The organism is Nostoc sp. 'Peltigera membranacea cyanobiont' 210A, from assembly GCF_002246015.1.
Classification (GTDB): domain Bacteria; phylum Cyanobacteriota; class Cyanobacteriia; order Cyanobacteriales; family Nostocaceae; genus Nostoc.
Window position 1 is genome coordinate 1 of the sequence record NZ_NOLJ01000009.1, and the last position, 24,478, is coordinate 24,478.

Annotated in this window: 25 protein-coding genes; 10 read left to right on the forward strand and 15 right to left on the reverse strand. The window is 40.4% G+C overall.

The genetic code is table 11. The annotated features are described in order from the left end of the window. The 3 genes from CDG76_RS26220 to CDG76_RS26230 form a co-directional block, all read left to right on the forward strand. A partial coding sequence (locus tag CDG76_RS26220) for a transposase (RefSeq protein WP_143854177.1) occupies window positions 1-101 on the forward strand: 101 nt, incomplete at its 5' end. Window positions 102-107: 6 nt separating this feature from the next. Further along, window positions 108-1,043, forward strand: coding sequence for a ParM/StbA family protein (locus CDG76_RS26225; protein WP_094351829.1), 936 nt, complete (start codon window positions 108-110; stop codon window positions 1,041-1,043). Between the two features lie 35 nt (window positions 1,044-1,078). Next, on the forward strand, window positions 1,079-1,369 hold the full coding sequence (locus tag CDG76_RS26230) for a hypothetical protein (protein ID WP_094351830.1): 291 nt from the start codon (window positions 1,079-1,081) through the stop codon (window positions 1,367-1,369). Between the two features lie 229 nt (window positions 1,370-1,598). On the opposite strand, the gene CDG76_RS26235 is transcribed toward CDG76_RS26230, so the two are convergent. Together CDG76_RS26235 and ssb are read right to left on the reverse strand one after the other, a co-directional pair. Further along, a complete protein-coding gene (locus CDG76_RS26235; protein WP_029631539.1) occupies window positions 1,599-2,018 on the reverse strand; it encodes a hypothetical protein in 420 nt (139 codons plus the stop codon). A 73-nt stretch (window positions 2,019-2,091) separates the two neighbouring features. Then, window positions 2,092-2,475, reverse strand: a complete 384-nt coding sequence (ssb, locus tag CDG76_RS26240; RefSeq protein ID WP_029631537.1) for a single-stranded DNA-binding protein — start codon at window positions 2,473-2,475, stop codon at window positions 2,092-2,094. 237 nt (window positions 2,476-2,712) lie between these two features. Between ssb and CDG76_RS26245 the strand changes: the two genes are divergently transcribed. After that, window positions 2,713-3,891, forward strand: a complete 1,179-nt coding sequence (locus tag CDG76_RS26245) for a hypothetical protein (RefSeq protein WP_094351831.1) — start codon at window positions 2,713-2,715, stop codon at window positions 3,889-3,891. Window positions 3,892-3,932: 41 nt separating this feature from the next. Then, window positions 3,933-4,631 (forward strand): hypothetical protein, encoded by a 699-nt coding sequence (locus CDG76_RS26250; protein WP_094351832.1) that lies wholly within the window; start codon window positions 3,933-3,935, stop codon window positions 4,629-4,631. Here CDG76_RS26250 and CDG76_RS26255 read toward each other — a convergent pair whose 3' ends face one another. The 13 genes from CDG76_RS26255 to CDG76_RS26310 form a co-directional block, all read right to left on the reverse strand. Next, entirely contained in the window at window positions 4,632-5,177 is a 546-nt protein-coding gene (locus CDG76_RS26255; protein ID WP_223265394.1) for a hypothetical protein, read from the reverse strand. Next, a complete protein-coding gene (locus tag CDG76_RS38620) occupies window positions 5,146-6,012 on the reverse strand; it encodes a transposase (RefSeq protein ID WP_262984365.1) in 867 nt (288 codons plus the stop codon). The genes CDG76_RS26255 and CDG76_RS38620 overlap by 32 nt, the downstream gene beginning before the upstream one ends. Then, on the reverse strand, window positions 5,948-6,514 hold the full coding sequence (locus CDG76_RS38625; protein ID WP_223265395.1) for a transposase domain-containing protein: 567 nt from the start codon (window positions 6,512-6,514) through the stop codon (window positions 5,948-5,950). Before CDG76_RS38625 ends, CDG76_RS38620 begins: the two co-directional genes overlap by 65 nt. A 186-nt stretch (window positions 6,515-6,700) precedes the next feature. Next, entirely contained in the window at window positions 6,701-6,943 is a 243-nt protein-coding gene (locus tag CDG76_RS26265) for a hypothetical protein (protein ID WP_223265396.1), read from the reverse strand. 78 nt (window positions 6,944-7,021) lie between these two features. Further along, window positions 7,022-7,897 (reverse strand): AAA family ATPase, encoded by an 876-nt coding sequence (locus tag CDG76_RS26270; RefSeq protein ID WP_094351833.1) that lies wholly within the window; start codon window positions 7,895-7,897, stop codon window positions 7,022-7,024. Next, window positions 7,894-8,853, reverse strand: coding sequence for a DNA polymerase III subunit delta (gene holA / locus CDG76_RS26275; protein ID WP_094351834.1), 960 nt, complete (start codon window positions 8,851-8,853; stop codon window positions 7,894-7,896). The genes CDG76_RS26270 and holA overlap by 4 nt, the downstream gene beginning before the upstream one ends. A gap of 138 nt (window positions 8,854-8,991) precedes the next feature. Beyond that, complete coding sequence (locus tag CDG76_RS26280; RefSeq protein ID WP_223265397.1) at window positions 8,992-9,717, reverse strand: hypothetical protein; 726 nt, start codon at window positions 9,715-9,717, stop codon at window positions 8,992-8,994. A gap of 344 nt (window positions 9,718-10,061) precedes the next feature. Then, complete coding sequence (locus tag CDG76_RS26285) at window positions 10,062-11,879, reverse strand: 3'-5' exonuclease (RefSeq protein WP_094351836.1); 1,818 nt, start codon at window positions 11,877-11,879, stop codon at window positions 10,062-10,064. 11 nt (window positions 11,880-11,890) lie between these two features. Next, window positions 11,891-12,811 (reverse strand): hypothetical protein, encoded by a 921-nt coding sequence (locus tag CDG76_RS26290; protein ID WP_094351837.1) that lies wholly within the window; start codon window positions 12,809-12,811, stop codon window positions 11,891-11,893. Between the two features lie 247 nt (window positions 12,812-13,058). Further along, window positions 13,059-14,420 carry a DNA polymerase III subunit gamma/tau gene (dnaX, locus tag CDG76_RS26295; protein WP_094351838.1) on the reverse strand — a complete coding sequence of 454 codons (1,362 nt, stop codon included), beginning with the start codon at window positions 14,418-14,420 and terminating at the stop codon, window positions 13,059-13,061. A 66-nt stretch (window positions 14,421-14,486) separates the two neighbouring features. After that, the gene (gene dnaN / locus CDG76_RS26300; protein WP_094351839.1) at window positions 14,487-15,863 is read right to left on the reverse strand and encodes a DNA polymerase III subunit beta; all 1,377 of its coding nucleotides are present in this window, start codon (window positions 15,861-15,863) and stop codon (window positions 14,487-14,489) included. A gap of 80 nt (window positions 15,864-15,943) precedes the next feature. Further along, a complete protein-coding gene (locus tag CDG76_RS26305; protein ID WP_094351840.1) occupies window positions 15,944-16,927 on the reverse strand; it encodes a DUF5895 domain-containing protein in 984 nt (327 codons plus the stop codon). A gap of 340 nt (window positions 16,928-17,267) precedes the next feature. Next, a complete protein-coding gene (locus tag CDG76_RS26310; protein ID WP_094351841.1) occupies window positions 17,268-17,861 on the reverse strand; it encodes a PepSY-associated TM helix domain-containing protein in 594 nt (197 codons plus the stop codon). 253 nt (window positions 17,862-18,114) lie between these two features. On the opposite strand from CDG76_RS26310, the gene CDG76_RS26315 reads away from it, so the two are divergent. The 5 genes from CDG76_RS26315 to CDG76_RS26335 all read left to right on the forward strand — a co-directional run bounded on the left by CDG76_RS26315 (window position 18,115) and on the right by CDG76_RS26335 (window position 24,257). Continuing rightward, window positions 18,115-18,792, forward strand: coding sequence for a response regulator transcription factor (locus CDG76_RS26315; RefSeq protein ID WP_094351842.1), 678 nt, complete (start codon window positions 18,115-18,117; stop codon window positions 18,790-18,792). Continuing rightward, window positions 18,737-20,140, forward strand: coding sequence for a sensor histidine kinase (locus CDG76_RS26320; protein ID WP_143854178.1), 1,404 nt, complete (start codon window positions 18,737-18,739; stop codon window positions 20,138-20,140). The genes CDG76_RS26315 and CDG76_RS26320 overlap by 56 nt, the downstream gene beginning before the upstream one ends. Window positions 20,141-20,331: 191 nt before the next feature. Then, on the forward strand, window positions 20,332-21,018 hold the full coding sequence (locus tag CDG76_RS26325) for a rubrerythrin family protein (RefSeq protein ID WP_094351843.1): 687 nt from the start codon (window positions 20,332-20,334) through the stop codon (window positions 21,016-21,018). Between the two features lie 128 nt (window positions 21,019-21,146). Next, entirely contained in the window at window positions 21,147-21,578 is a 432-nt protein-coding gene (locus CDG76_RS26330) for a QcrA and Rieske domain-containing protein (RefSeq protein ID WP_094351844.1), read from the forward strand. 69 nt (window positions 21,579-21,647) lie between these two features. Further along, window positions 21,648-24,257, forward strand: a complete 2,610-nt coding sequence (locus tag CDG76_RS26335; RefSeq protein WP_094351845.1) for a cation-translocating P-type ATPase — start codon at window positions 21,648-21,650, stop codon at window positions 24,255-24,257. The last annotated feature ends 221 nt before the right edge of the window (window positions 24,258-24,478 follow it).

A 24,478-nucleotide genomic window follows, 5' to 3' on the forward strand; every position in this document is an offset into this window, starting at 1 on the left:
TTAATAACAAGATCAAGTTGATTAAACGTTCCGGTTATGGATTTAGAAACTTTGACAATTTCCGAGTTAGATGCTTATTGAATTGGCATTTTAACTATTAGTTAAGCATACTATGTACTGAAGAACCAAAAATTTTTCCTGCTGGCTTTGATAACGGTTATGGAAGCCTAAAACTTTTAGTCGATGGTTTTGAAGTAGTTCGTGTACCAAGCTATATTTCCACAGCCGACATGGAAGATGTACCCGGACGAGTAGTTTTTAACGGTACTGCTTACACTGTCGGGGAATCAGCTTTCCGTACAGGAAATTATTTTGACCGGAACACGGATAACAATGAAAACAAAGTCAATAATGCATTGCTGACATTATTCGGTGCATTGGCACATCTGCCACACCGTAAGGCTTGGCACTTAAAATTAGTCGTCAGCTTACATGATGTTGGTCTGGCTGACGAATTGCAAAAAGTACTCAGTGGAGAATATCAGCCAATACTTGCTGGTAAACAATCAGAGGTGAAAGTAGAAGTGCTGAAAATAGTACTAGAGGGGATGGGTGCATTGTTTGGGCATCAACTACCCAAAAAATTAACCATTTTAGATTTTGGCAATGGCACGACTCTGTATTCTCGTTACAACCAGGGAAAACGAGAAGTTCACACCGCCTACCCCATTGGTGTAGAAGTTCTCATTGATGATATTTCCCAAAAAATGAAACATCTAAATGGGGGAAAAATCGGGGATGCATCCAAGATTCGATTTTGTCTGGAAATGGGACATACCAAGTACAGCCGTGACATCGATATCAAAGATATATACAGCACTTGTTTGAAAGATTGGTATGAAAAATACTTAAAAAAAGTGGTGAATCTAACACTTGATGCCAAGCACCAAGGGGATGAAATCTGGGCGATAGGTGGAGGCTGCCTCTTACCTGGATTCAAGAAACTATTAGAGAAAAACGGGTTCAAAATACTGGACAACCCGGTAGAAGCTAACGTCTTTGGGCTTCTAGAAATGGCAAAAACCATTACGAGCAAGAATTAACCAAACACATCTGGAAAGTGAAGTTATAACAAACAATGACAAATAAACAAGACTTAGCTCCGGTAAAAATTCGGCTCAAAGAAAACTACCGAGAACGCATATTTGCAGAATCCCAACAACTAGGTAAAAGTTATCTGGAGACGCTTTATTTTATTATTGATTGCTATTTTGTTTTCATAAAGGCTGGATTAGCCACACAACAAGTAGCTTTCACGCCGCTTACTACTAACGAAAACAGACTCCAGCAGCCAATTCCCCAGCCATCTACAGACCAAAAACTAGAAGAGCCTGATGGCGAAACATTCATTCTCGATTTTGAATTATAACCGTCAGATGAAGTTGGCAACGGTAATTCCCAACTCGTGGGGTAATTATGTTAAAAAAGCTTTAAATTTAGCTCTTGTGTAAGTATTTCAGTATTTATGTACTATATAAGATGAGTTGATGTCAGCGATTTTACCAAACAGTAGATTTTTATTCTGGATTTCTATAAAAAAATAATGCCAGTACTAACAAGTAACCCTGTATGTACTAGCATTATTTAGTTAATTGGGTCTAGAACGGAGGTTCTTGATCTAGGTCTTCATCTGTCGAAGTAACGTTATCTTCGAGTAGTTCTTTGGCAAAATCGGGAGTTTCAGGCGAGTGAGGGGTTTTACTAACCTGGGTGAGTTCGTTGATGGGTTGTGCTGACATAAAGTTTCTGATTACGAATGTGGCAATCTTTTCTTTGTAATCACCCCTGTTATCAACTAGCAAATCGAGATATCCTTCTGCTGTGCCGTGTACGCCTTCCCCTTGTTCGTTAATAACGACGGCGGGTGCGCCCTTGGAACGGAATGGCATCTCGTCAGCAACTACTCCCTCCTTGGAACGGTAGTAGAATTCGGCGATCCCAAAGGCAATCAAGGAACCTTCTTTGTCGTGGGTAGTGTTCACTGACTTAAGATTGATAGTTGCAGTATTATGAATCATGTTCGTTTTATTTGTAGATTGATTAGATGGTTTATCGCCTACGATTTATAGTGCATAGGCGATTTGTAATTTCCTAGAAATTTGCGTTAGCTACAGTCTGTGTTTCATTTGGTGCAGAAGTGGATGTAGATTCTTCCTTACGGGGTGAACCTAACAATTCAATAGCGTTGATTGTAATTACGGGTTTTTGCCGCATAGTGCCAGAATTTTTATCTGCCCAACGATCAAATCCAAACTCGCCAGTAATTGCAATTTGGGTTCCTTTACGAACGTAATTTCCAATCACTTCTGCTTGATTTCCCCAGGCGACTAAATCAAACCAAAGGGCTTGTTCACTTCTGTAGGGTGGTCTGACTGCAATAGAGATTGAAGCCTTAACTGCGCCAGACTCGAAATATTTGAGTTCTGGTTCTTGTCCGCATCTGCCAACCAGCATGACTTTGTTGATATAGTTCATAACGCGAGGATTTATATATTTCTCTTATTGCTGCGTCAGCATTAGTTCTTTCAGGATTTATTATTTTGACGAGTTTTTTTATTTAAACCACATTCTTTTTTATTCATACTCATGAGTTATTTTTTGTCCTTGTTTCTCGTAAAGTTGTGGTTTTTACTAGGGAACGACAAGTTACTCTGTGCTATGGTGGTATCGCAATTAGCGTGGTATGCATCTAAAAATTATAAATAATGACTTATGCTTGAATATCTTCTCCTGAAGCGAGTAAGTATTTGTAAGCTGATGCTTTTGGCTTTGATGTGGATACAGTCGGATGAGGATAGCCAAAACCAGCTGACTTCTGACTACTCATCTTCTTTGTGGGTAGAAAATCTTACCTGGTTAGGAGAAACATCTGTTGGAGAAGATGTAGAGCATTTTTGTGATGTTTCCAATACAACTAGGATAGGCATTTGGGGAGAAATCCTAGAACTAAAGTTAGTAGATTTAATTGCTGATTTACCGACTTGTTTGCACGATGCGTCATGGTTTGCTCTACTGGCAATTACCATGATGCTAGTAGATAAGGAACTAGACCGAGTATGCGTGCATCCACAAGATGAGTATTTTGCCCGGACTATCGCGCTTGAAAGTTTAGCATATTTAGGTGATTCTTACTTAGCCAAAGGTCATCCTTATTTAGATTTTCCTCTATCGTTAGAAGATGCTAAGTCGTTACTACCAGCTAATAGAAAGCAAGAGCTAGAAATCGAGCTAGAGAAATTTATTGTTGATACTTATGAAGACGATTTTGATGATCAATCTCCAGAGATTAGTGAGTTTTCACCCATCTATTTACAAGAGATTTTAAAAGAGTTTTTTACTGAATCTGATTGGCAGGGTGATATCAATCAAGAGGCTGTTGCCCAACTGCAACAGAAGTATGGTTCGCAGTATTCAGAAGGTGCGTTTTCTGCTGAAACTGAGGGACACGAACGTTGGGGGAAAACGCTTGTTTTTCTCAAACAGTTTATAGGTCTGGATTCCAGTTTTATCGAAAGCCAGAGCGATTTATTCCTTGATAATAAATCTCAGGTGGCTGATTTACCTGATTACTTCTGTATCGAGTCTCATTTAGAACGTTGGCAAGACCGAACAGTTGTTTTATCACGGTTGGTTCATACTTTGGTTTATTTTTTGCTAGTAGGGCAAAATTATCATCCCAGTCATTTGGAAGATTTGATGGCTATTCCCGCTTCTTCGCGGTCAATATTTAGTCTGCAAGCTTGTTTGGGTGTAGCTACTTACAGAAGTGGTTATTATATGGCTGCTTCAAATATTCCTGAATCAGAAGTTGGGCGGAACTGGCTTTTAGAAAAAGCTTTCCCTAGCCTGTGTGATTTTTATCAAACAGGTCGGTTGAGTGGGAAGCAATAATTAATATTTTATTGTTAGTTTACAAATACAAATTTATATTTATGAAAAAATACTTATTTATAGGATTGTTACTCTTACTCGTTGGATGTTCATCTCCAGAAAAAGAAGATAAAGTCTCGGCTGTCGAATCAAATTCTTCACCTACGCCATCATTCTCCTCAGCTAATGTTAATAATGCTACGCCGTCGCTAAATCCAGAAGCGTTGCCTGATTTATCAAATAAAGAGAAGCTTGGAGAAGTTAGTGCAGAAAACGATTTAATTGACTCGTTCTATTTTGATGGTAATGGTGTGAAAGTGAGTTTGACTGTAGCGGCTGATAAAGCTTGTTTTGTCTACGTGCGGCGCAGTACTCCAGACCGAGTTGGTGAGGTTGAAATTGAGTCACTACGACGCGAGAAGTTGGGTCTGTGGCGTTCGTATAACACTCAGCGACTTCTAACTCAACCTGCTGGAAATAAACTAAAGGTTTATTCATCAAGTGACGAACTTTCTTCTACTTATGAAAATCCTGCCATATCGCAAGAAATGCTTGTGGCAGTAAAGGAATTGAAAGAGCGTGAAAAATCGTTTAAATTACTTTTACGTCAGGACTTGAGGGCGAGTGATTCAGCCAGACGAATTTATGTCAATCAGTGTCAGAAATTAGGTAATTTTTACTATAAAGAAGAACTACCTCCTCTCACAGAAAAGGAGAGGAAGGACTTTGAAAAGAGTGTTGAAAAAAATACTGAAAATTAGTTATGAGAACAGTGATAATTGCTCCATCTGAATATTATTTTCAGTTGTAGTTGCTTTAACAGGGTGTTTGTTCTTATTTGACGACCTGTTACCCCACCCTTCTTTCGCCGCGTGTTTGACTACACGAGAGCGGATATCAGCAGCTAGGGTTTCATAATCAGAGCGGATTTTTTCATACTGAACTGGGGTTGTACCAATCTTCTCCCACAGTTTATCGTATTTGAAATTCTCAAAAGGTCTGTGCCTGATGAGGGCATCATAACTTGCCCAGAGGTAAACATCTGTCCATTCAGATGAAAGCGGCACTTCAAAAGCAATTGGCATCATAAGTGCAACAACTTCGCTGCTAGAGGCGAGTTTACCTACTTCTCCCTTGTCTATCTCTTCTAGCGCTGCATCTAATCTATCGACTGCGATCGCTTTTCCTACCCAGGATGGAATTGACTGTTGCCAGCCGTTTTGCTGAGTTACAATTGGCCCGAATGGCACTAAGAAAAGCCGAAACACTTGCGGGTTAAGCACTTTGCAATTGTTTTCGTAATTCATGCCGGGGTTTCGTCATCAAGGGGTAAGCTTTTGGGCGACGTTTACGGACTCGTGGTTCACTACGACCTGGGCGTTCTGGAACAGCCTTCTGAGCAATAATTTTAAGTAAAGTGCGATAAATTTGGAGACGTTTTGTTGAAGTTGCGTCTAATAATTTGGGAATAAAGTTAATTAAATGGTGGCGAGTACCTTGGAGTGATAGGCGATTTGGAGGAGTACTACAAGTAGTTCCAGCCGACCACATTAAACTACGAAGTAAATTATAAGCTACCAAAAAAACATGAATTTCTTTGCGTATCATTGGGGGCGTTTTACATCGGAGAACATCCATACCCAAGGTAGTTTTTATATGTCTTAAATCTAGCTCAACATCCCAACGTTTACCGTAAAGCCCAACAATTTCAAGAGTAGAATAAGAAGATTTATCTAAAAGAGTAGTAATTAAGCTGACTTGTTGAGTGCGAAAACCAGGAATAACAATGTAATAGTAAACTTCCCGTACAGTTATGGAAGGAGGTAGAGCATCAAATTCATCTTTATTCAATCCTTTTGGACAACTTTTAGGCTTAGACCAAGTAACTGATTTGTCGCAATTTCCAACAATTTTGCCTTTTCGCATGGTTGTTGTGCGAGATTGATGCTTCCGAAATATAACATCACAACCGAGTTTAGTAATCGTAACCATATCGGCATAAGCGCAAAAAGCTCTATCCCCTAAAAGTACATCATTGGGTTTGAGAAAACCATAGAGCCTCCTTGCTAATTTAATATCATGAGTGTTCAATACATCGATGCACAAAGCAACAGCAGCCCCCGTAACTAAACTGAATATCACACCAATTTTGGCTATTGGAAAGCCACATCCATCTTTTTGAGTGCACGGTTAGCGGGTATTCTTTTTGGTTTTCTACAGTGTCTGGCATAGATACCGTCGAGCCGTCTATCACTAAAATATTTCGACCACACCATAAATGCTCTTGGGTTACTTTTTCTTCCAGTTTTTGTGCTGAATAATTGAAAAGCTTCTCTAATAATTTTTCTGGCAATCTTGCCCTAGCTTGACAGTAAGCACTCGTATCAGATGAAGGGATTTCTACATCTGAACCTGCTAAATGAGCAATTATTTTACTCACAGCATTATGACAAGTCTTATCACTATCCAAAACTTGCGACAAAAATGCCCACAAAGTAATAAATGGGTCAAATAATCGCTTTTTATATTTAATTTTCACTTCAGAGAGTGCAAGTTTTATTGCAGATTCCGGCAATAGTTCTTTAAAAGGTAAACCTAAACTTTGATTAAATTTATCCTTGAGGATTTGTACTCGTAGTGTCACAGTAGTAATTATCGTATTCGCTTGCTCGTCTCAAAAAAAGTATTTCACAGACGAGTAAGCTTTTTCTACCTTCAAAAACTTTTTGGGCAACCCTCCACCGTTATCGCTTCCATTCCACAGTCTCTACAAAAAATAGCGATCGCAGCCAAGCGCCCACTGCTATTAACGCATTAATATTTGTAATGCTTATGCAGCAAGGTTTATAGCTTTTCTTAGTGCCATTCCAATTGGCCCGACGATGTATTGAACAATTTCATGACTTGCTCCTGCTAGATCGAGTAGACTGGCTGTTACAACTTTGTTAATTCCTTGGCTGGTTAGTAACTGAAGTATCTTTCTAGTGCTAGGAGTAAGAATTTCGCTAGCTTTTTGGCTTTTGCTGTTACGGATGGTTTCTTCGACATCGAATAAGCTTTGCTGCTGGTTCATATTCCTTATGTGTAAATAAATACTGCCAGCTAGAAATGCTTCTAACTGGCAGTGCTTTTTGATAATGGATGGGTTTTGCTATGGCAGAAGTAGGTTATCCCAAACGCTTCTAGGAGTAACGTGATGCAGCAATTGCTTCCTTGCTTGAGTGAATTTAGCTAGCAATTGAGTGCTTTTTAATTTCTGCCACCAGTTGTGTTGCAGGTAGGTAAGCAGCCATAATTGTGTCTCGTGATTCCAGCTTGAGATGGAGTTACTCAAACTGAGTGCGTTGAGAATATCGTCAGGAGGCACTTCCAGTTGACTTGTGATTTCTTTTGAGATGGAAGCTAACATTGTGATGTTGGCGATCGCTTGACCAGGACTGCCTGAACTGATAGCTAGTATTTTTTCTGTTACCTCGATTTGTTGGTCTTTGAGGACAGAGATAACCTCCTCATCAGTTAACCTTTGGAAAGGTATGATTTGACACCTACTCTTGATAGTGGGTAATAGCTTTTGAGGATAGGACGAGATCAGGATAAATGTTCCAGTTTTCGGTTCTTCCAGCGTCTTGAGAAGTTTGTTGGCGGCGGTAGGGTTGAGCATATCTGCTTCGTGGATAATCACCACCTTTTGCTTGGCCTTGACTGCACTAGTTGAAAGAAATTCGATTACCTCGCGCACCTGTTCTACTCGAATAGCAGGTATACCTTTCTGCTGGGGGGTGTTTTCGGAATGGGTTGGTTTGATTTGTAAGATGTCTAGATAGTTATTTTCTCCTGCGATCGCGGAGCGACCCCCTCTTGCGAGTATCGCATTTGCGATCGCCAGAGCAGTTTTTCCTTTACCTACTCCCTCAACTTGACTGCTAAATAGGTATGCAGGAGCAATTTTATTCTGTTCGATTGCTTCAGTCAGCAGAAGTTTGGCGGTATGCTGTCCGGTGATTTCTGTAAATGGGTTGTTTTTCATATCGTAGAAATTTCAGCAATTCGACTGGTTAGGTTGTCAACTCCGCTTTTGAGTTCGGCTTCGAGTTGTACAAGTAAAATAAGGCTGTGTTTAAGCTTTTGAACGCCTACAAACTTGACTTCCTCTTTGAGGTAATACAATCTTTTGGGGTTTTTCAGTTCGGCTATTTCTGCAATCTTAGTATCAGATAAATTAGTTTCTATCCCAGCTTTGGTTATTAACCAAGTGCGGAAAATAGAGGTAAGTGTTGCTACTATTTTGAGCGGGTGTTCATTATTATCTAGTAGTTTAGATACCTGCACTATTGCTAAAATTGAATGGTTTCTTAGCATAGCAATAGTAAGCTTTAGGTAGTCAGTATTCTGATTGCCAACGAGATATTTTACTTCCTCAATAGAGATTATTTTTCCAATTGCATAAACAGCAAGTTTAGCGAATTCGCTATCGGCTCGCGCAGTGTTATTGCCAATTGCTTCAGCTAGGTAATCTGTAACATCTGGCGTGAGTTTAACTTGATGGATGGCTGCATATTTTCCTATCAAGTTAACTATCCCTTTTTTATCCCAACTAGGGACGAGGGGAAACTCTTCTTGTTGGGCATATTTTAGGATAGTTTTTACTACTGTTCTGCGCGAATCTGGCTTTTTGTTACCAGTAATTAGTAGAATGTTGCTTGAAGGTATTCGGGAAAGGTGATTTTCAAGTTCTTGGTTATTATCTTCATTTGATAAACTTCCAATTAGAGAGTCGCTGTCTGTATGAATAATTTTGTTACCTTCTCCAAAGGGCAAAGTCATAACCTCGGTAAAGACCTTGGCAGCAATATTTCTCTCATTTCCAGATAGCTTGACGTAATTGAAAGCTTTCCATTCCGCATGAACATTTTGATTCACTAAATAATCAATTTTTTGATTGAGTGAGTAGCTATCTTCGCCGTAGTATAGATATACAGTCATGATAGATTAGATAAACATTTATTTATCAGGCGTTAGTCGTAAGCGGTGGTTTAAAAAAATAAGAGTTAGTATTAACTCTTTCCATATCCTTAGTATTTGTTATATAGTCGCTAGCAAAATATAGCACTCAGTAAATACTTAATTTTGTGCTGACTGTACTGACTTATGATTTGAGACTTTCTCAGCAGTGTTTTCTACTGGTTGAGTACCCAAATATTTACGCCAAGAATCCAATTGTTGGAGATACTCTATTACTCCACTAGAACCAGTTACCTCATATAGCGCAATAGCTGTTTCCCACTCTTTTAAGCTAGCTTTTTTCTTGGAAAGAATTTTGACTATAGCTCCTGGAAGTTTATTCTCTTTACCAGTATCTAGATTTAGGTGCGATACGCTTTCTAGTAATAGTTCTTGTTCTGATAAAGGAACACCACCATCTTCGATATTCATAGTATGAAGCTGGGCACTAATTCCTGATAGAGGAAGAGTATGCTGAATAAATTTTTTAACTTTCTTGGTTTTAGTATTCCTCCTTTTTGGTTTAATGATAACTGGGTTGTTTGGTTCTGCAACTTCGTAACACTGGGGAAGTTCTAGAGAGAGTTGACCTGTTAAGTGCCATGATGCACTTCGTTTTTCTGGCGGGGTGATTCGGTACGAGAACTCGGCTGTTTTTCTCGTATCGCCAAATTTCCTTAGTTTTACCCGCATTTTGTAGCTGATAATTCCTTGAATGTAGGTTTTTGGGTCTAATATTATTCGGTTTGTATTTTCCCACCACTCAATTTCAACAACGCGATCGCCATCTAATTCGTAGATAGTTCTAACTCTGGCATTAGGATGAGATAAAAGGAATGAGTTCACCCAAGCCCTTTGCTTTTTATTAAGCCTGGGCTTACGATATGAGGATTTACTTTTCATTTAGTTCCCTTTATAATTGAAGAATGATATCTCCATCAATCCATCAATCCATCAATTAAATTAAATAATCAGTTTATCAATGAATTTAGGACTGATATTCGGTTTGCTAATCTGAATTTTTACGGCATCTTTTTGGTTTATGTGAGCGCATCAAAATCACTTTCTATAAAGCCTGATTTATTTGTAAATACTTTTCATAATTTACAAGCAATTGAGAATTCATGAATTGAAAAAGGACTTGATATTTATTATTTTCAGTGCTTAGGTTAAATATCAAGTTTATTCATCTAGAAAAGAGATAACTGACGTTTATTACCTTCTAGTATTTCAGGAGCGGCTATTTTGAGGATTTCTTCTCGTCTTTTTTCTATAATGTCAAGATAGTATTGACGTGAATAGCTCTCATTTGTGCTGGTATTAGTAATACCTCTGATTCCGTAATAGTAAATTACTACATCACCAGGCTTTCCTAATTTAAGAAGTTCTTTTTCCCCAACACGAATTTTGCGAGTAATACAGAGTTTTTCTATCGGGTATTTTCCTGATAAAATCTGCGATTTTACTTCTCTGAAATATTCCTCTGCCGTAGATTGGTTTTGGATTAAGTAGGTTAGATATTCAACAGGGAATTCTTTCTCTAGCCTTGAGCGAGAACGGTTTCTCCAACTACCTTTGCGGATAATCCAGTTATCTTTCAGCCATAACAAATAGTTCTTAGTTCCCCTTTGCGGAATAAACATTGCATTGGCAATAAACTCTAATTTGACGGTTATTCCTTTGGGTAATTCAGACTGAAGTGTGGCATACACTTTTTCTGGGTTGGGGTGAGTAAAGAACACACCGTCAGTATCAACTTCTACAGGGGTTGCGCCAGCATGATTGATTATCTCAATCATGAATTGTAGGATGCGCCGACCGTAAGCTGTTACCAAGGCGGCTGCTTCCATATCGTTGAAGGCGAGTTCCGATGTTCCGAAGAACCCAAACTGAGAATTAGCTAAAACTTTGGTGGATTCTCTTTTTTCCTTGGCAACAATGTCTCCGGTGCTGGCAACTTGTTCCAACCTTGATTTCTCATTTACCAAATATTGCAAGATGCTCAAGCCGATTCGCTTTGTATCTTTACGAGAGACAATCCCTTTCGACAATATGGTTTTGGGGTACATGGAACTGATATCGATGTATCCAACCTTTTTATATAGTCCTGGAATAGAGTAGGCTATCCCCCCTTGAAATTTATACTTACGGTCGGGTTTGGGTTTGTATCCTGGGTAGTGATGCGAGAATATTTGCTTCCACTTGGTGCCGTTACCAGCGAGGGCTAATTGCTGGAGGTTCATTCCCGGTACAACCAGTGCTTCATAGTGGTATGAGGGTACAAGTCTGTTAGCTATGAGTTGCGTATCTTCCAAGTCGTAAATAAGGTAATCCTTGATTTTCTGCCATCCCCTACTACCAGAACCGGCTTTCCAGCAGGCGAGAATTTCTTCATAGGGGAGAACCAGTCGCGCTTGCTTACGCAATCCCATTTCTAGTACCACCTGTTTAAGCGATCGCCCGTTAGTAAGTTCCTTGGCGACAAAATCCCACCTGAGAACGCAGATAAAGATATCTACGTGCAGGCAGTTGCGGATGAATACCTCTCGAATTTCCAGTGGTTCGCCGCGTACTTGGGCAGTTCGGATAGTGCGCTTCTTAGATGCAATTCCAAATGGATGAGAAATGCCATGTAACTCGCAGCGGGTGATGAGAAACGGTAGGTCAAATTCTGTTCCATTGTAGGTGTAAATTACTTCTGGTTTGCTTGCTTCTAGGTGTTTGAAAAACTCCAGGAGGATTTTGCTTTCGGCTTGATCCATAAAGATGGCAATCTCTCCTATCTCCCTCATACAGCCAATTGCATAGATACGATTTTCTCTTGGGTTTATCCCTGCCGTCTCAATATCGACTACCAGAGTTTTGAGCGTTCTGTAGGTCGGAATACTTACTGTGGGATGCCACTCAGGTATTGGGGTAGTATCTGACCAGAATATGTTGAGTCTTTCCTCATCAACGATAATTTTATTACCAGATTTGGTAATAAAATCTCGGTGGTTATAATTCATAATATCCAAAATTAATTACTCTTTTTTGGCATGAATCCTTGTGGTTTAGTTGGTGGTTTTTTGGGCGATAAAAATACCTCCAAAATTATGTCTAGATTATTAGGAAGTGCGAATATTGAAAGCGGCTGCGTATGTGGTTCTTTTTCTTCTAATAGTGCGGTCATAATTCTGTACCAGGGTACTGCTGCTAATATTGATGTTGTTGCTGTAAGCAGCCATACTGGAAATTCGCGTACTTTTAATTGGTTGTAAGTGTTTTTAAGCTTTGAATTGTATTCCAGCCATGCAAATGCTACTAATTCTTTGAGAAGGTCTTGCCTACCATTGCTGTATATATATTTGCACGCTTCATCTACACATCGCTCATGAGTTTGTTTGTAAGCAATTGTTATTTCTAGCATTTGGATTTTTTCTGCTTCTGGTACTTTCCATTCGTTAATTGAGTCATTGCTGTATAAATTTTTGGCACAGCTAGAGGCAACCGCTAAAATACAGTCAAGGTTTTTTCTAAGTCTGTCAATCTCTAGCAGGCAGTCGTTAAAATGCGCTATTCCATTACTGCATTGAACTGAACTTCCCTTGATCTGTTCTGATAGCTGTCTGGTGGCGAATAGTCCATCGATAGTAAGTGTGCCATTAATGGCTATATCTAAAATTTCGAGAAAACGTTTTTTAAATAGTGCAAGGGTTTGTTTCCGATCTAAGGTTTTAGGATGGGAATATATAACTCCGCTAATTTCTGATTTATCGGGACATTCATTTCCTACGCCTGGAAAATGCCTCCAGTAAGGTGGCATTTTTTCACCTTTGGCAAGGCATAATTCGCCAAAACATTTGGAGCATCGCGGTAATTCGTCAATATACGTATCAAAATCTGCGATCGCTGCTGGTAATTCAAGTCCTGTACGAAGGCTAATTGCTGCAACTGGCATAATTTGAATCAGATACTTCCAGAATGCCAGTTGTTAAATTTTGTTGTGGTATTACTTGATATCTTAATTTTTTGCTTCCCAGTCAGGGCAGTCTTTATTAATATTAAGGGTTACTGCACAAGGTAGATATTGCTGTAGATGCAAGTGTATTATATTTAATGTAATTTTTGAATAAGCCTGAAAAAATCTTTCCCCAAAGTTTTTATTGGGGAAAGTAAGTGTTTTTACAAAGTGACGAACATCTGAATTAGGCAGTTTGTAATTGAGACTTCATCTGAAGCTCTTGTACCAGTTGTACCCATGCAGGTGCTTTTTTACCTTTAATGGGAGTAAGATTGTTCCAATGCCTTTCGAGTTCAGATTGAGATAAATGTGGGAGTTGTTCCTTACCCCAATTGATAGCATCTTGGATTGTTTTCCAATTAGTCCAAGGTTGTTTTTCTTCTTTGATATTGGTTAACTCAATGAGTGTCGCTTCCAACCAAAGTTTAGCTGCCTCCGAGTCACGCATTAACTGTTGTCTTGACATTAAGAGGGCAATACTTGCCTGAATCTGGGTTAGTTCCCACATCTGAGAAATAGTAACGAGTTCCTGCCAAGTTTCTTCCTCCAGTTGAGTAATTTGTCTATTATCAGGAGCAGTTTTAGCCACTAGTAGGTCTTTGATAAAGCCAGTTAAACTTGAGTATATGACGAATGGGTTTTTGCCATACTCGATTAAGTCTTGGAGGATTTGTAAGTTAGCTGTTACGTCTCCTTTAGCAAGGTTTTCGGTTAGGGTAAGTAGGTCGTGTTCGGGAACGACACCTGATAATTCCCAAACCCAGTTTGGTGTGATTTCATCTACTCCCAGATTGCTCAATTGATCAAGCAATACAAGACAGTTGCGAATAAAACCTCCACAAGACTTGACGATCGCCCAAATACCAGGTGCGTTAATGTTGATGTTTTCATTCTGGGCAACTTTTGATAAATACTGAACAAGTGTTTCTAGCCCTACTCTTCTAAAATCAAACTTTTGACAGCGCGAGATGATAGTTTCAGGAACCTTGTGTATTTCAGTTGTGCAGAAGATGAAAACTACATGACGGGGTGGATTTTCAATTGTCTTGAGAAGCGCCTGCCACGATTGACTGGTCAGGGCATGACATTCATCAATAATGAAAATTTTGTACCTTCCCTCAACTGGTGCAAACTGGGTAGTGGAAATTAACTCGCGGATTGTTTCTACCCCGCTATTGCTGGCAGCATCTAACTCAGTTACATCCAGGGAAGAAGAGGCTGTAATTCCCTTACATGAATTGCATTCTCCGCAGGGCTTGGTTGTCGGCTCTTGGGTTGACTGACAGTTGAGGGATTTGGCGATGATGCGGGCGGTACTGGTTTTGCCCGTGCCTTTGGGGCCGTTGAATAGATAGGCGGGTGCAATCTTCTGGAGTGCGATCGCCGTCCCTTGCGCGTCTCCTTTAGGAGAAGGCGGGCGTTGCGCGATCGCGGAGTGACTCCCCCCTGGGAGTATCGCATTTATGAGAGTACGGACGATATGTTCCTGCCCGATTACTTCATTAAGGGTCTGGGGACGGTATTTGAGATGTAGTGGTTGGTACATAATTTTGATGATAAACGGGTGTTTTATTTACTCCCTACCAGTGTGGTTGGTAGGAAGTTTGATTTTTTAGGCAGTCGCCGCTTCTTTTTTCGTTCGTGGCGATCGTGAGGTTAACTTACCTTTGGTAGTATCTTTCGCTACCACGGATGGCGTTTCTATTTGAGGAGTTTCACTATCGTCTGTTGCCTGTGCCACATTTGCTACTTCTTCAGTACTACACTCAGTTTGAGTGCTAACTTCTGTTACTTCTTGAGTACTAGGCTCACTTTGAGTGCTGACTTTTGCCTTTGTACTTTGGCTATTTACCTTTCCAAACCCCTGCTTGATTTCTACAGGCATTACCAGATACAACTGATTGAGCAGCCCTCCCATCGGGCAGACAATGACTGGTTGCGTGGGTTTGTTGCACCGCACCACGATTTCATCGGTACTGATATGCTTTAATCCTTCGATAAGGTAGTCGATGTTTAATCCAATACTGATGTTTTCTGAATTACTAGTTACTGATTTCATCAGTACCGAGTCAACTGCATCCCCAATATCAGTAGCTTCAGTGTATAGTGTTGCCTGTGTAGCTTCCAATTCCCAGAGGATTTTGACAACCTTTTGCTTGCGTTCGGCTAGATAACTTACCCGCTTGAGTGCGCTCTCAAATCCCTTGCGCTCTAATGTAAATTCATACTCAAACGACCGGGGAATCAAGCTATTGATTTTGGGATATTCTCCCTCCAGAAGCCGGGAAATGAGCTTTGTATTGGGAAGGCTAAACTCGATAGTTCTATCTGATAGAAGAATATTGCACACGCTCGTATCGGCGCTTTGAGAGAGAATTTTGTTTAACTCGCCAAGTGACTTACCTGGAACAGTGAAGTTGATTGGGTCAGAATATTCGCTATCGAGTGTTCCTGTTACTAGCGCTAATTTGTGACTATTTGTACTAGCAGCTTGCCACTTGTTGGTATCAATTTTGAAGTTGACACCAGTTAAAACCAACTTTGTCTCGTCGCTGCTGGCGCAATAGAGTGTCCCTTCAAGTGCGGCTTGGAGTTTCTTGGCACTTAAATTTATCTCTGTCGGATTTTCCCCCTTGGGAAGTGTTGGGAACTCGTCAGATTTTCCGCCAATTAGTCGGCACTTACCGCTATTGTGAGTAATTATGCAGGCTTGGTTTTCTACTTCTAGAGTAATTTCGCCTTTAACATTACTAACAGTATCGGTTAGTAGTTTGGCAGGAAGTGCTACCTGACCTGAAGTTTCGACGTTAGCGGTGGTTGTAGTATGAATTGTGAGGTTAAGGTTTGTGCCTGTTGCTGATACTATCCCGTCTTCATCTGCAATCAGTAAGATATTTCCTAAAATTGGGTCAGTGGGTTTAGGACTGATTGCGAGGTAAGCAGTTTCTAGAATTTCTGCGAGTTTAGATTGTTCAATGGTTAGTTTCATTTGTTACTTGGTTTTTAGTGGATAATTTCTTAACGGGCGCTATTTCTAGCACCCTTTTCGCTTAGATGAGGTAGTTTGTTTTAGTAAGGCAGTTTTTCCATCTCAGTACTGTATGCTGTATAGTCATGACCTGCTGTACTAGGAGGAAGTGCTGCTATTGGCATATCGCCTGCACCTATCAAGCGGTTATGTTCTGCTACAACGGTTGATGTTTTACCGATGCGGTGAGAGAATTCGGGATTTGCCTGCATCGTTGTTTGGATATCGATTTCTTTGCCCTCTGAGAAGAATTCGAGAAAATCGCTGCCATCGGGGTTTGGTGATTTGTAGGAAGTGACAACTGCTACCCAGGATTTATCTCTTTGGTTAACTGCTTCTTTCGGTTCAAGGGATGGTGTGAAGGTGGGTTGAAATGCAGCAAGGCGATGAAACTCTGCACGTTTTTCAGCGACAGTTGTATCAGTAAATCGGGCAAATGCAACCTCTAGTTCGCGTTGGAATTGCTTGTAAGCCTCGCCAAATTTTGATGATGCAACGCCTTTGATTGACAAGACAATTGGTACTGAGTGCAGGTTGTTATTATTTTCATCAACAAGTTGCAACAAGTAGAATCGTCTCAATACTGCGGCATCTTTGCCGAGTGCTTGGTACATTTCGTACCCATCAGGTGATTCGTACACCCCGACAATTTTGCCGTCATCGCGCTGTTCAATATATCTGGGAGAAACATCAAGAATGTGCATTCTGGGCGATTGCAACAACACTCCCATTTCTGGCGTGCCACTGGAGAAGGTGTGCTTGTGTGTTGGTTCTTGTCCTTGCCAGTTAATTGCTGCTAAATACTTATCTTTTATAAACAACCCAACTTTTTCTGCTTCCATGTGGTTGATGACTTGGCAGATGCAGATATTGCTAATCGGCGCATTGTACTCAGGATTGGCAAATTTAGAAATAGCTGATTTACGCTTTTGTATGTTTGCCCCATTCTGAACGTTTTGTTGAGGGATTTCAGGCTCTGAGACTGTGCTTTCTTCAGTAGTAGGCTTTGTTTGATTTCTTGCCATAATTTTAATTAATTGAAATCAATCTTTAATGCGTCAAGCAAAAAGCCGTTGTAAAAAATAAAAGTCGTCTGTTATAAAGACGACTTGAAAGATTGTTTGATGTTTTTTATTTAGACAAGTTTTTCATCATTTAAACTTTGTTTCTTCCAAATCATAAACTTGACACAGTAATACTTTCACGGCATCAATCTTCAGACTTAAAAACATCTCCGGTTTTTTTACTCTTAACATTTGTAGATATTTATTATCTTCAACCGAAGTGAATATACTTCTAGTATCGGCAAATATATTCACTTAAATAACTTAAAAATCAGAAAGTTGTAAATTCTTAATCATTTATTTATTCACTTTCTGGAACTGGAGAACGACGCTTGCGAAAAATTCCTGTCATACTGATGCCTGTAAATAGCATAGCAATCAGTCCTAAACCAACAAGAAAAACATAAATAGGTTTGCCAAAACTCCCGAAATAGCTACCTTGATGAATTGTCATTAATAATTCAATTTGTTCTTCTGGTAATCCCAGCCAGCTTTCGCCCACTCGGTAAGCAATACCCGTAATAGCACTAGCTAACAAGGGGAGAAAAATAATAGGTGCAACAATACTGTGAATGGTTCGGACAGTCAGTTTAGATTGTGCTTTATTTGAGCGAGATTGCTGGGATTTACGAATCATACCAAATCCGGTAATCACCAATCCCACTAGTCCCAGCCCTACCAAGGATACATAAACTGGTTCTAGTGGTTTACCCAAAAAAGTACCCTGGTGAATTGCAAGGAAAATCTCGCCAATGTCTTTAGGCATCCCAAACCAACTTCTTCCCAGACGATAAGCAATACCAGTTAAGGCACTCAGCAGTAGAGGAATGAATAAAATTGGTGCAATGTTACGATGGAGCTTACGAAATTCACGAGACTGATTGATCTTAACCATTAGAACCTCTTGAATGAATACAACGTTGCTGAGGTTAGAGGTTTAACAATACTTATCCGATCTATTATAAATGTGTTACTTAACCTCAAACTAACTTTGAGCATAAGACAGCAAAAGTAAAGAACTTGGAAAGATGTACCACCAAGGTGAAAATCCTCATATACTTCATTCATGTCTGATTTTAGGTTTGACTTGATTACCTGTATAATGTTTAGAAACAATTAATAAGAAATACTATAATAGTGATTATGCAATGAAGTTTTTATTAGTTGAAGATGACGAACGGATTGCTGCATCTCTTACAGAAGCCTTAACTGACAATAATTACGCGATTGATGTAGCTGGTGACGGCGAGGAAGGATGGGACTTCATAACGGCATTCACTTATGATTTAATCCTTCTGGATGTGATGCTACCGAAATTGAATGGTATAGAATTGTGTCAAAGATTACGTCAGCGTGGTTATGGGCTGCCAGTGCTGATGTTGACTGCGAGAGATAGCAGTACTGATAAAGTATTAGGTTTGGATGCAGGTGCAGATGATTACGTCATCAAACCTTTTGATTTAAAAGAATTACTAGCGCGGATTCGGGCTTTGCTGCGACGTGGAAATACGACATTATCCACTTTTTTGGAGTGGGGTGGACTGCTGCTTGACCCAGCTAATTGTACTGTTACTTACAAAGATCAATTATTGTCGATGACACCTAAAGAATACCAATTACTAGAACTATTTCTCCGTAATAATGGACACGTTCTTAGTCGTCATCAAATTCTTGATCACCTATGGTCATCTATTGACCAACCTGGACAAGATACAGTCAAGGTACATATTCGAGGAATACGTCAAAAACTCAAAGCCGCAGGAGCCAAAAATGATTTTATCGAAACTGTTTACGGGCTTGGGTATCGGCTTAAACAAAACTTATAGTAACAAAAGTAGGTTTGCAGATAGAAAATTTATCGTACCCTGGCGGCGGGTAGATATCTTAACTAACCCCCAGTTTCGTGCTACCGGTTGGCGACTACTCTTATCTTATTTAATGGCAATGATGGTAGTTATGGGACTGTCATCGGTGGTAGTGTATCACTTTTTTGCTTATAGTCTCAGTCAGCAATTAGATAGGCAGTTGTTGACGTTGGCAGATGCAGCCGCTCATAATTTATCGGCTATTCATGTGGATAAAACAGCTGTAAATCGCAAGATGCCGCGAATTTTAGATAATGATGGAGATTTAGATATTCCTTGGCAAGATTTACGTTTATATCGTCAGAGTGTGGAATGGTTTGATGCGGGGAAGCAATTATTAGGAAAAGCAGGAAAACAATTTCCCGAAATACCATTTCTTACTAATTTTCAGTCGTGGCAGCAAAATGGCATCAGGACATTAACTATTCCGGTTTATTCTTCGGGAAAAAATCAACAACTTTTAGGTTATGTGCGTGTAAGTGCATCAACAGTGGAAGTACAAAAAGAACTGGAAAGACTGTTGATGGGTTTAGGTATTGGTGGTGTTTTGGGGATGGTTTTAATTAGTGGTACAGGTTGGTGGTTAACGAGTAAAGCCTTGCAACCGATTGAGCAGAGTTTCCAGCAATTACAACAGTTTACGGCGGATGCATCTCATGAATTACGCAGTCCTTTAACAGCGATTAAAACAACTGTAGATGTGCTGCAAAGTCATCCAGAACGTATCCATCCCAGTGATGTCAAAAAAATCACGATAATAGAGGGAGCAACACAGCAGATGACTCACTTGGTGGAGGATTTACTGTTGTTAGCCAGAAGCGATTCTACGCCTGTAAGTTTGCCTACAACTGCGATTCTCATACCTGTAGATGAAATTTTATTTGATTTAATTGATACTTTACAGTCGGAGGCAGAATCTAAAGAAGTTACTTTAGAGGCTGATTTGATTGATGCAATATGGGTAAAGGGGGATGCACATCAATTACAACGACTCTTTGGGAATTTGCTAGAAAATGCCCTGCAATATACGTCTAATGGCGGTTTAATTAGGGTAAAAATCGTTAAAAGGGATGATTTTGTAGTGATTGAAGTAACGGATACTGGTATTGGGATTGCACCTGAACATTTATCCTTAGTTTTTAATCGCTTTTGGCGAGCCGAAAAAGCCCGTTCTCGTCGTCAAGGTGGTTCGGGTTTAGGTTTAGCTATTGTCCAAGCTATTACTCATAGTCATGGTGGTGAGATTTCTGTGACGAGTAAAGTCGGTGTGGGTAGCTGTTTTCGGGTGAATTTACCGATAGTTGAGTAATAACCGTAATTTCTTTACTAGTTCCTTACTTTCTTTGTTTTACTCTGTGAGTTGTGGAGAGGTAAATCGATTTTCCCTAATAACTCAGTATATCTAACTCTGTTGTTAGTTATGGCGATCGCAAGCATCGCCTAAATAAATACCTCTACACACCTAATTTTACTTTTGCATATATTTAGGAGAGTTATATTATGGATTTTACCAAGAAAGTACCATTTTTTAATCTCAAAACTGTTGCTGTATTTGGAGCAACGTCCCTCACTATTCTAGGTTTAAATGGTTGCATTCCACAAACTCCAGTTGCGATCGTTGAACCATCTGTGCCTACGGTGGCTACCCAAGTTAATACTAAGCCGGAGTCTACCACAGTCAAAAATCTCATCTCTGCTTACAATGGCGAATCTAACGCCAATATAATGTATTTGGCTTTTGCACAAAAAGCTGATGGGGAAGGTTACAAGGAAGTTGGTAGTCTCTTCCGCGCCGCCGCACGAGCAGAAGCGATTCACCGCGATAATCATGCTAAGGTGATTCAGGCAATGGGCGGCACACCTAAAAATAATATTGCTACACCTATAGTCAACTCTACTGCTGAAAATTTGACACAGGCTATTAAAGGTGAGTCCTACGAACGCGATACTATGTATCCCGACTTTATTAAAGAGGCGAAACAGTCTGGTAATCAAGCTGCTGTACAAACTTTTAACTACGCTTTAGAAGCAGAAACGGGACACGCCAAACTCTACACCACAGCTAAGAATAATCTCGCTTCTTGGAAACAGGCTAATCGTCCTTTATATGTCTGCCCTGTCTCTGGTTATACAACACTTGAGGCAAATAGCAAAAATTGCTCCCAGCCTTTTGAGAAATCAATTTAATTAGGTTTTAGATGTTTGATTTTTCAAGATATTGAGTTAATGCAGGTATAATTTTTACTAAATTTACGAAAATTAAATCTGTTTATTTACTTAGTTGAAATTGGCGATTTGGTAGCAGATATATAGATATGAATCGACGTGAATTTTTCGGATGGGTGGGTTTGGGCGCGATCGCAACTTCCTTACCTGTGGCCATGGCCGCCTGTTCTTCTCAATCTACACCTTCTAAGTTAACTAATGCTCCATCACGTCCTGATGGTTTTAAAGCTATAGGGACTGTAGCAGAGTTAGAGCAAAAAGGTCATATTCTCAATCAGAATGTAATTATCATACGTAATCCCACAGACAAAAATAGTCTGATAGCTGTCAATCCTAACTGTACCCATGCAGGTTGTACCGTGAATTGGGAACAAGACCAGAAATCTTTTGTTTGTCCTTGTCACGACTCGAAATTTGCACCAGACGGTAAGGTACTAGGAGGCCCCGCAACGGAAGCATTACAAACTTACACAGCTAAGTTGGAAGGTGGGAATGTGTTGGTAAAAACAAAAGTTGTGTAATTCGTAATTCAAAAAAACAGCGTTGCTGATTGACAGCATGAAAAATTTACGCAGAGTCGCAGAGGAAAAATGGCTCATAAAATTGAACTCGAATCTATCACGGGATTATCTGCATCAGCCGTAGGCGATCGCCTGAAACAAGAAGGATACAATGAGCTACCATCTACCCAACATCGCAACATCTGGGGAATTGCTCTGGAAATCTTCAAAGAGCCTATTTTCCTACTTTTGTTAGGTTGTGGTGTCATTTACTTGTTTCTGGGTGATGTTCAGGAAGCGTTAATCCTATTAGGGTTTATTTTCTTTATTGTTGCCATTAATTTATACCAAGAACAGAAGACTGAAAAATCACTGGAAGCACTACGTGACCTCTCCAGTCCTCGTGCATTAGTTATCCGTAATGGAGAACGCCAAAGGATTGCGGGACGGGAGGTGGTGCGTGAAGATGTGATTGTTTTGTCAGAGGGTGATAGAGTTCCTGCGGATGCTGTGGTGGTGTGGTCTACTAATTTGAGTGTTGATGAATCTCTGTTAACTGGTGAATCTTTGCCTGTACGCAAGCAATCAGTCAAGGACAGTAGAGATTTAGAAAACACCATAAGAACTGCAACCCAGCACCGTCCTGGTGGTGACGATTTCCCCTTTGTCTATTCGGGAACGCTGATAGTCCAAGGTCAGGGTATTGCTCAAGTGTATGCCACTGGTATGCAGACAGAAATGGGCAAGATTGGTAAAGCCTTGCAGACTGTGGAACCGGAAGAGACGGTTCTGGAAAGGGAAACTCGGCGGATTGTGAGTAAGTTGACCTTTGTGGCGATCGCTATCTGCGTTGCTGTGGTCGTGATTTACGGTGCATCTACTGGCAATTGGCTACAAGGAGTTCTCGCAGGGTTGGCGCTGGCGATGGCAATTTTGCCTAATGAAATTCCTGTGGTATTGGCGATTTTCTTGGCGTTGGGTGCTTGGAGATTTTCTCTCGCTAGGGTGTTGACTCGTCGTGTCCCTGTGGTGGAAACACTGGGTTCTACTACCGTTCTTTGTGTCGATAAAACTGGGACACTGACTTTTAACCGGATGTCAGTTCAGCAATTATTCGTATCTCCCAATTTTTATGATGTTGCTCTGCACGAACGAGAAGCACTCCCAGAAACTTACCATGAGTTAATCGAATTTGGGATTTTAGCCAGTCGCAAAGACCCCTTCGATCCGATGGAAAAAGCCCTCCAACAAGTGGGTGATGACTATTTAGCCAGAACTGAACATTTACATCAAGATTGGGAGATATTGCGTGAATATCCCCTGTCTGGTGAATTGTTGGCGATGTCTTGTGTTTGGAAATCGCCAGAAAATAGACTGGTAATTGCTACTAAAGGTGCGCCAGAAGCGATCGCTGATTTGTGTCACTTTAATGCCCAACAAATGCGAGACTTAGAGCAGCAGATCAATACAATGGCTGCTGATGGTTTGCGGGTTTTGGGTATAGCAAAAGCGATCGGGCGACATCAAACGGAGAATAAACCAAACACTCTTCCTGAAAAACAACATGACTTTGTATTTGCATTTTTGGGACTAGTAGGTATGGCTGACCCAGTGCGCCCGACTGTAGCGCCAGCTATTACTGAGTGTTATTCTGCCGGGATTCGGGTTGTGATGATTACAGGTGATTATCCAGCAACAGCCCAAAATATTGCCCGTCAAATCGGACTCATACCCGCTACAGAAGTGATCACAGGAACAGAATTAGAAAAGATGCCAGAAGGCGAGTTGCTTTCTCGGATTCAAACTGTGAATATCTTTGCGCGGGTTGTCCCGGAGCAAAAATTATTGATTGTTAATGCCCTGAAACGGTCAGGCGAAATTGTTGCGATGACTGGAGATGGGGTAAACGATGCCCCAGCCTTAAAAGCGGCGCATATTGGCATTGCGATGGGCGAACGGGGTACAGATGTGGCGCGGGAATCTGCGGACTTGGTATTGCTAGATGATGATTTTTCTTCCATTGTCCAGTCCGTCAGGCTGGGGCGACGAGTATTTGACAACCTGAAAAAAGGTATGGCTTATACCTTAGCGGTTCATATCCCCATTGCTGGGATGTCGTTGATTCCTGTAATCTTTCACTGGCCTTTAGTGTTATTACCTATCCACATTGCCTTCCTACACCTAATTATTGACCCAGCTTGTACGGTGGTGTTTGAGGCAGAGCCAGAAGAAAGTAATGTGATGAAGCGTCCACCCCGCAACCCAAAGGAGCCATTATTTAGCCGTCGCACTTTGAAATTAGCATTGCTGCAAGGATTGAGTGTATTAGTAGTGTTAGTGGCTGTATTTGCTGTGTCTTATTATTCTGGACATGGAGAATTTGATGCCCGCGCTCTTGCTTTTACCACCCTAATTGTATCGAATTTGAGTATGATTCTGAGCAATCGTTCTTGGTCGCGTACCATTCCAGAGATGTTACGCACTCCGAATAAAGCACTGTGGTGGGTGCTGGGTGGTGCAGTAGTTTTTATGGGACTCGTGCTTTATGTTCCTGTATTGCGGCATTTATTCCGTTTTTCTTTTCTGCATTTTGATGATTTAGTAGTTAGTCTCACCTCTGGGATTTTCAGTATTTTGTGGTTTGAAGGACTGAAAATTTGGCGGCGAAAAAAAGGTAATATAGGACGGGCATTTGACTAATTTGTGATGTACGAGAAAACAATTTTAGACGTTGCTTCCTTTGAGGGATGAATTGGTAGCTGTAACTATCTAAACTGCAATCTATATTGGACTAAATCATCCCATGATTTAGGAACGTCCAATTTTCATAAACACTAGGTAAAAATAATAATTTTTACGACAGATTCTTATAAAACGGTTATTTGGCAAGTATCACCACACCAAGGAGTCCATTTGACCGT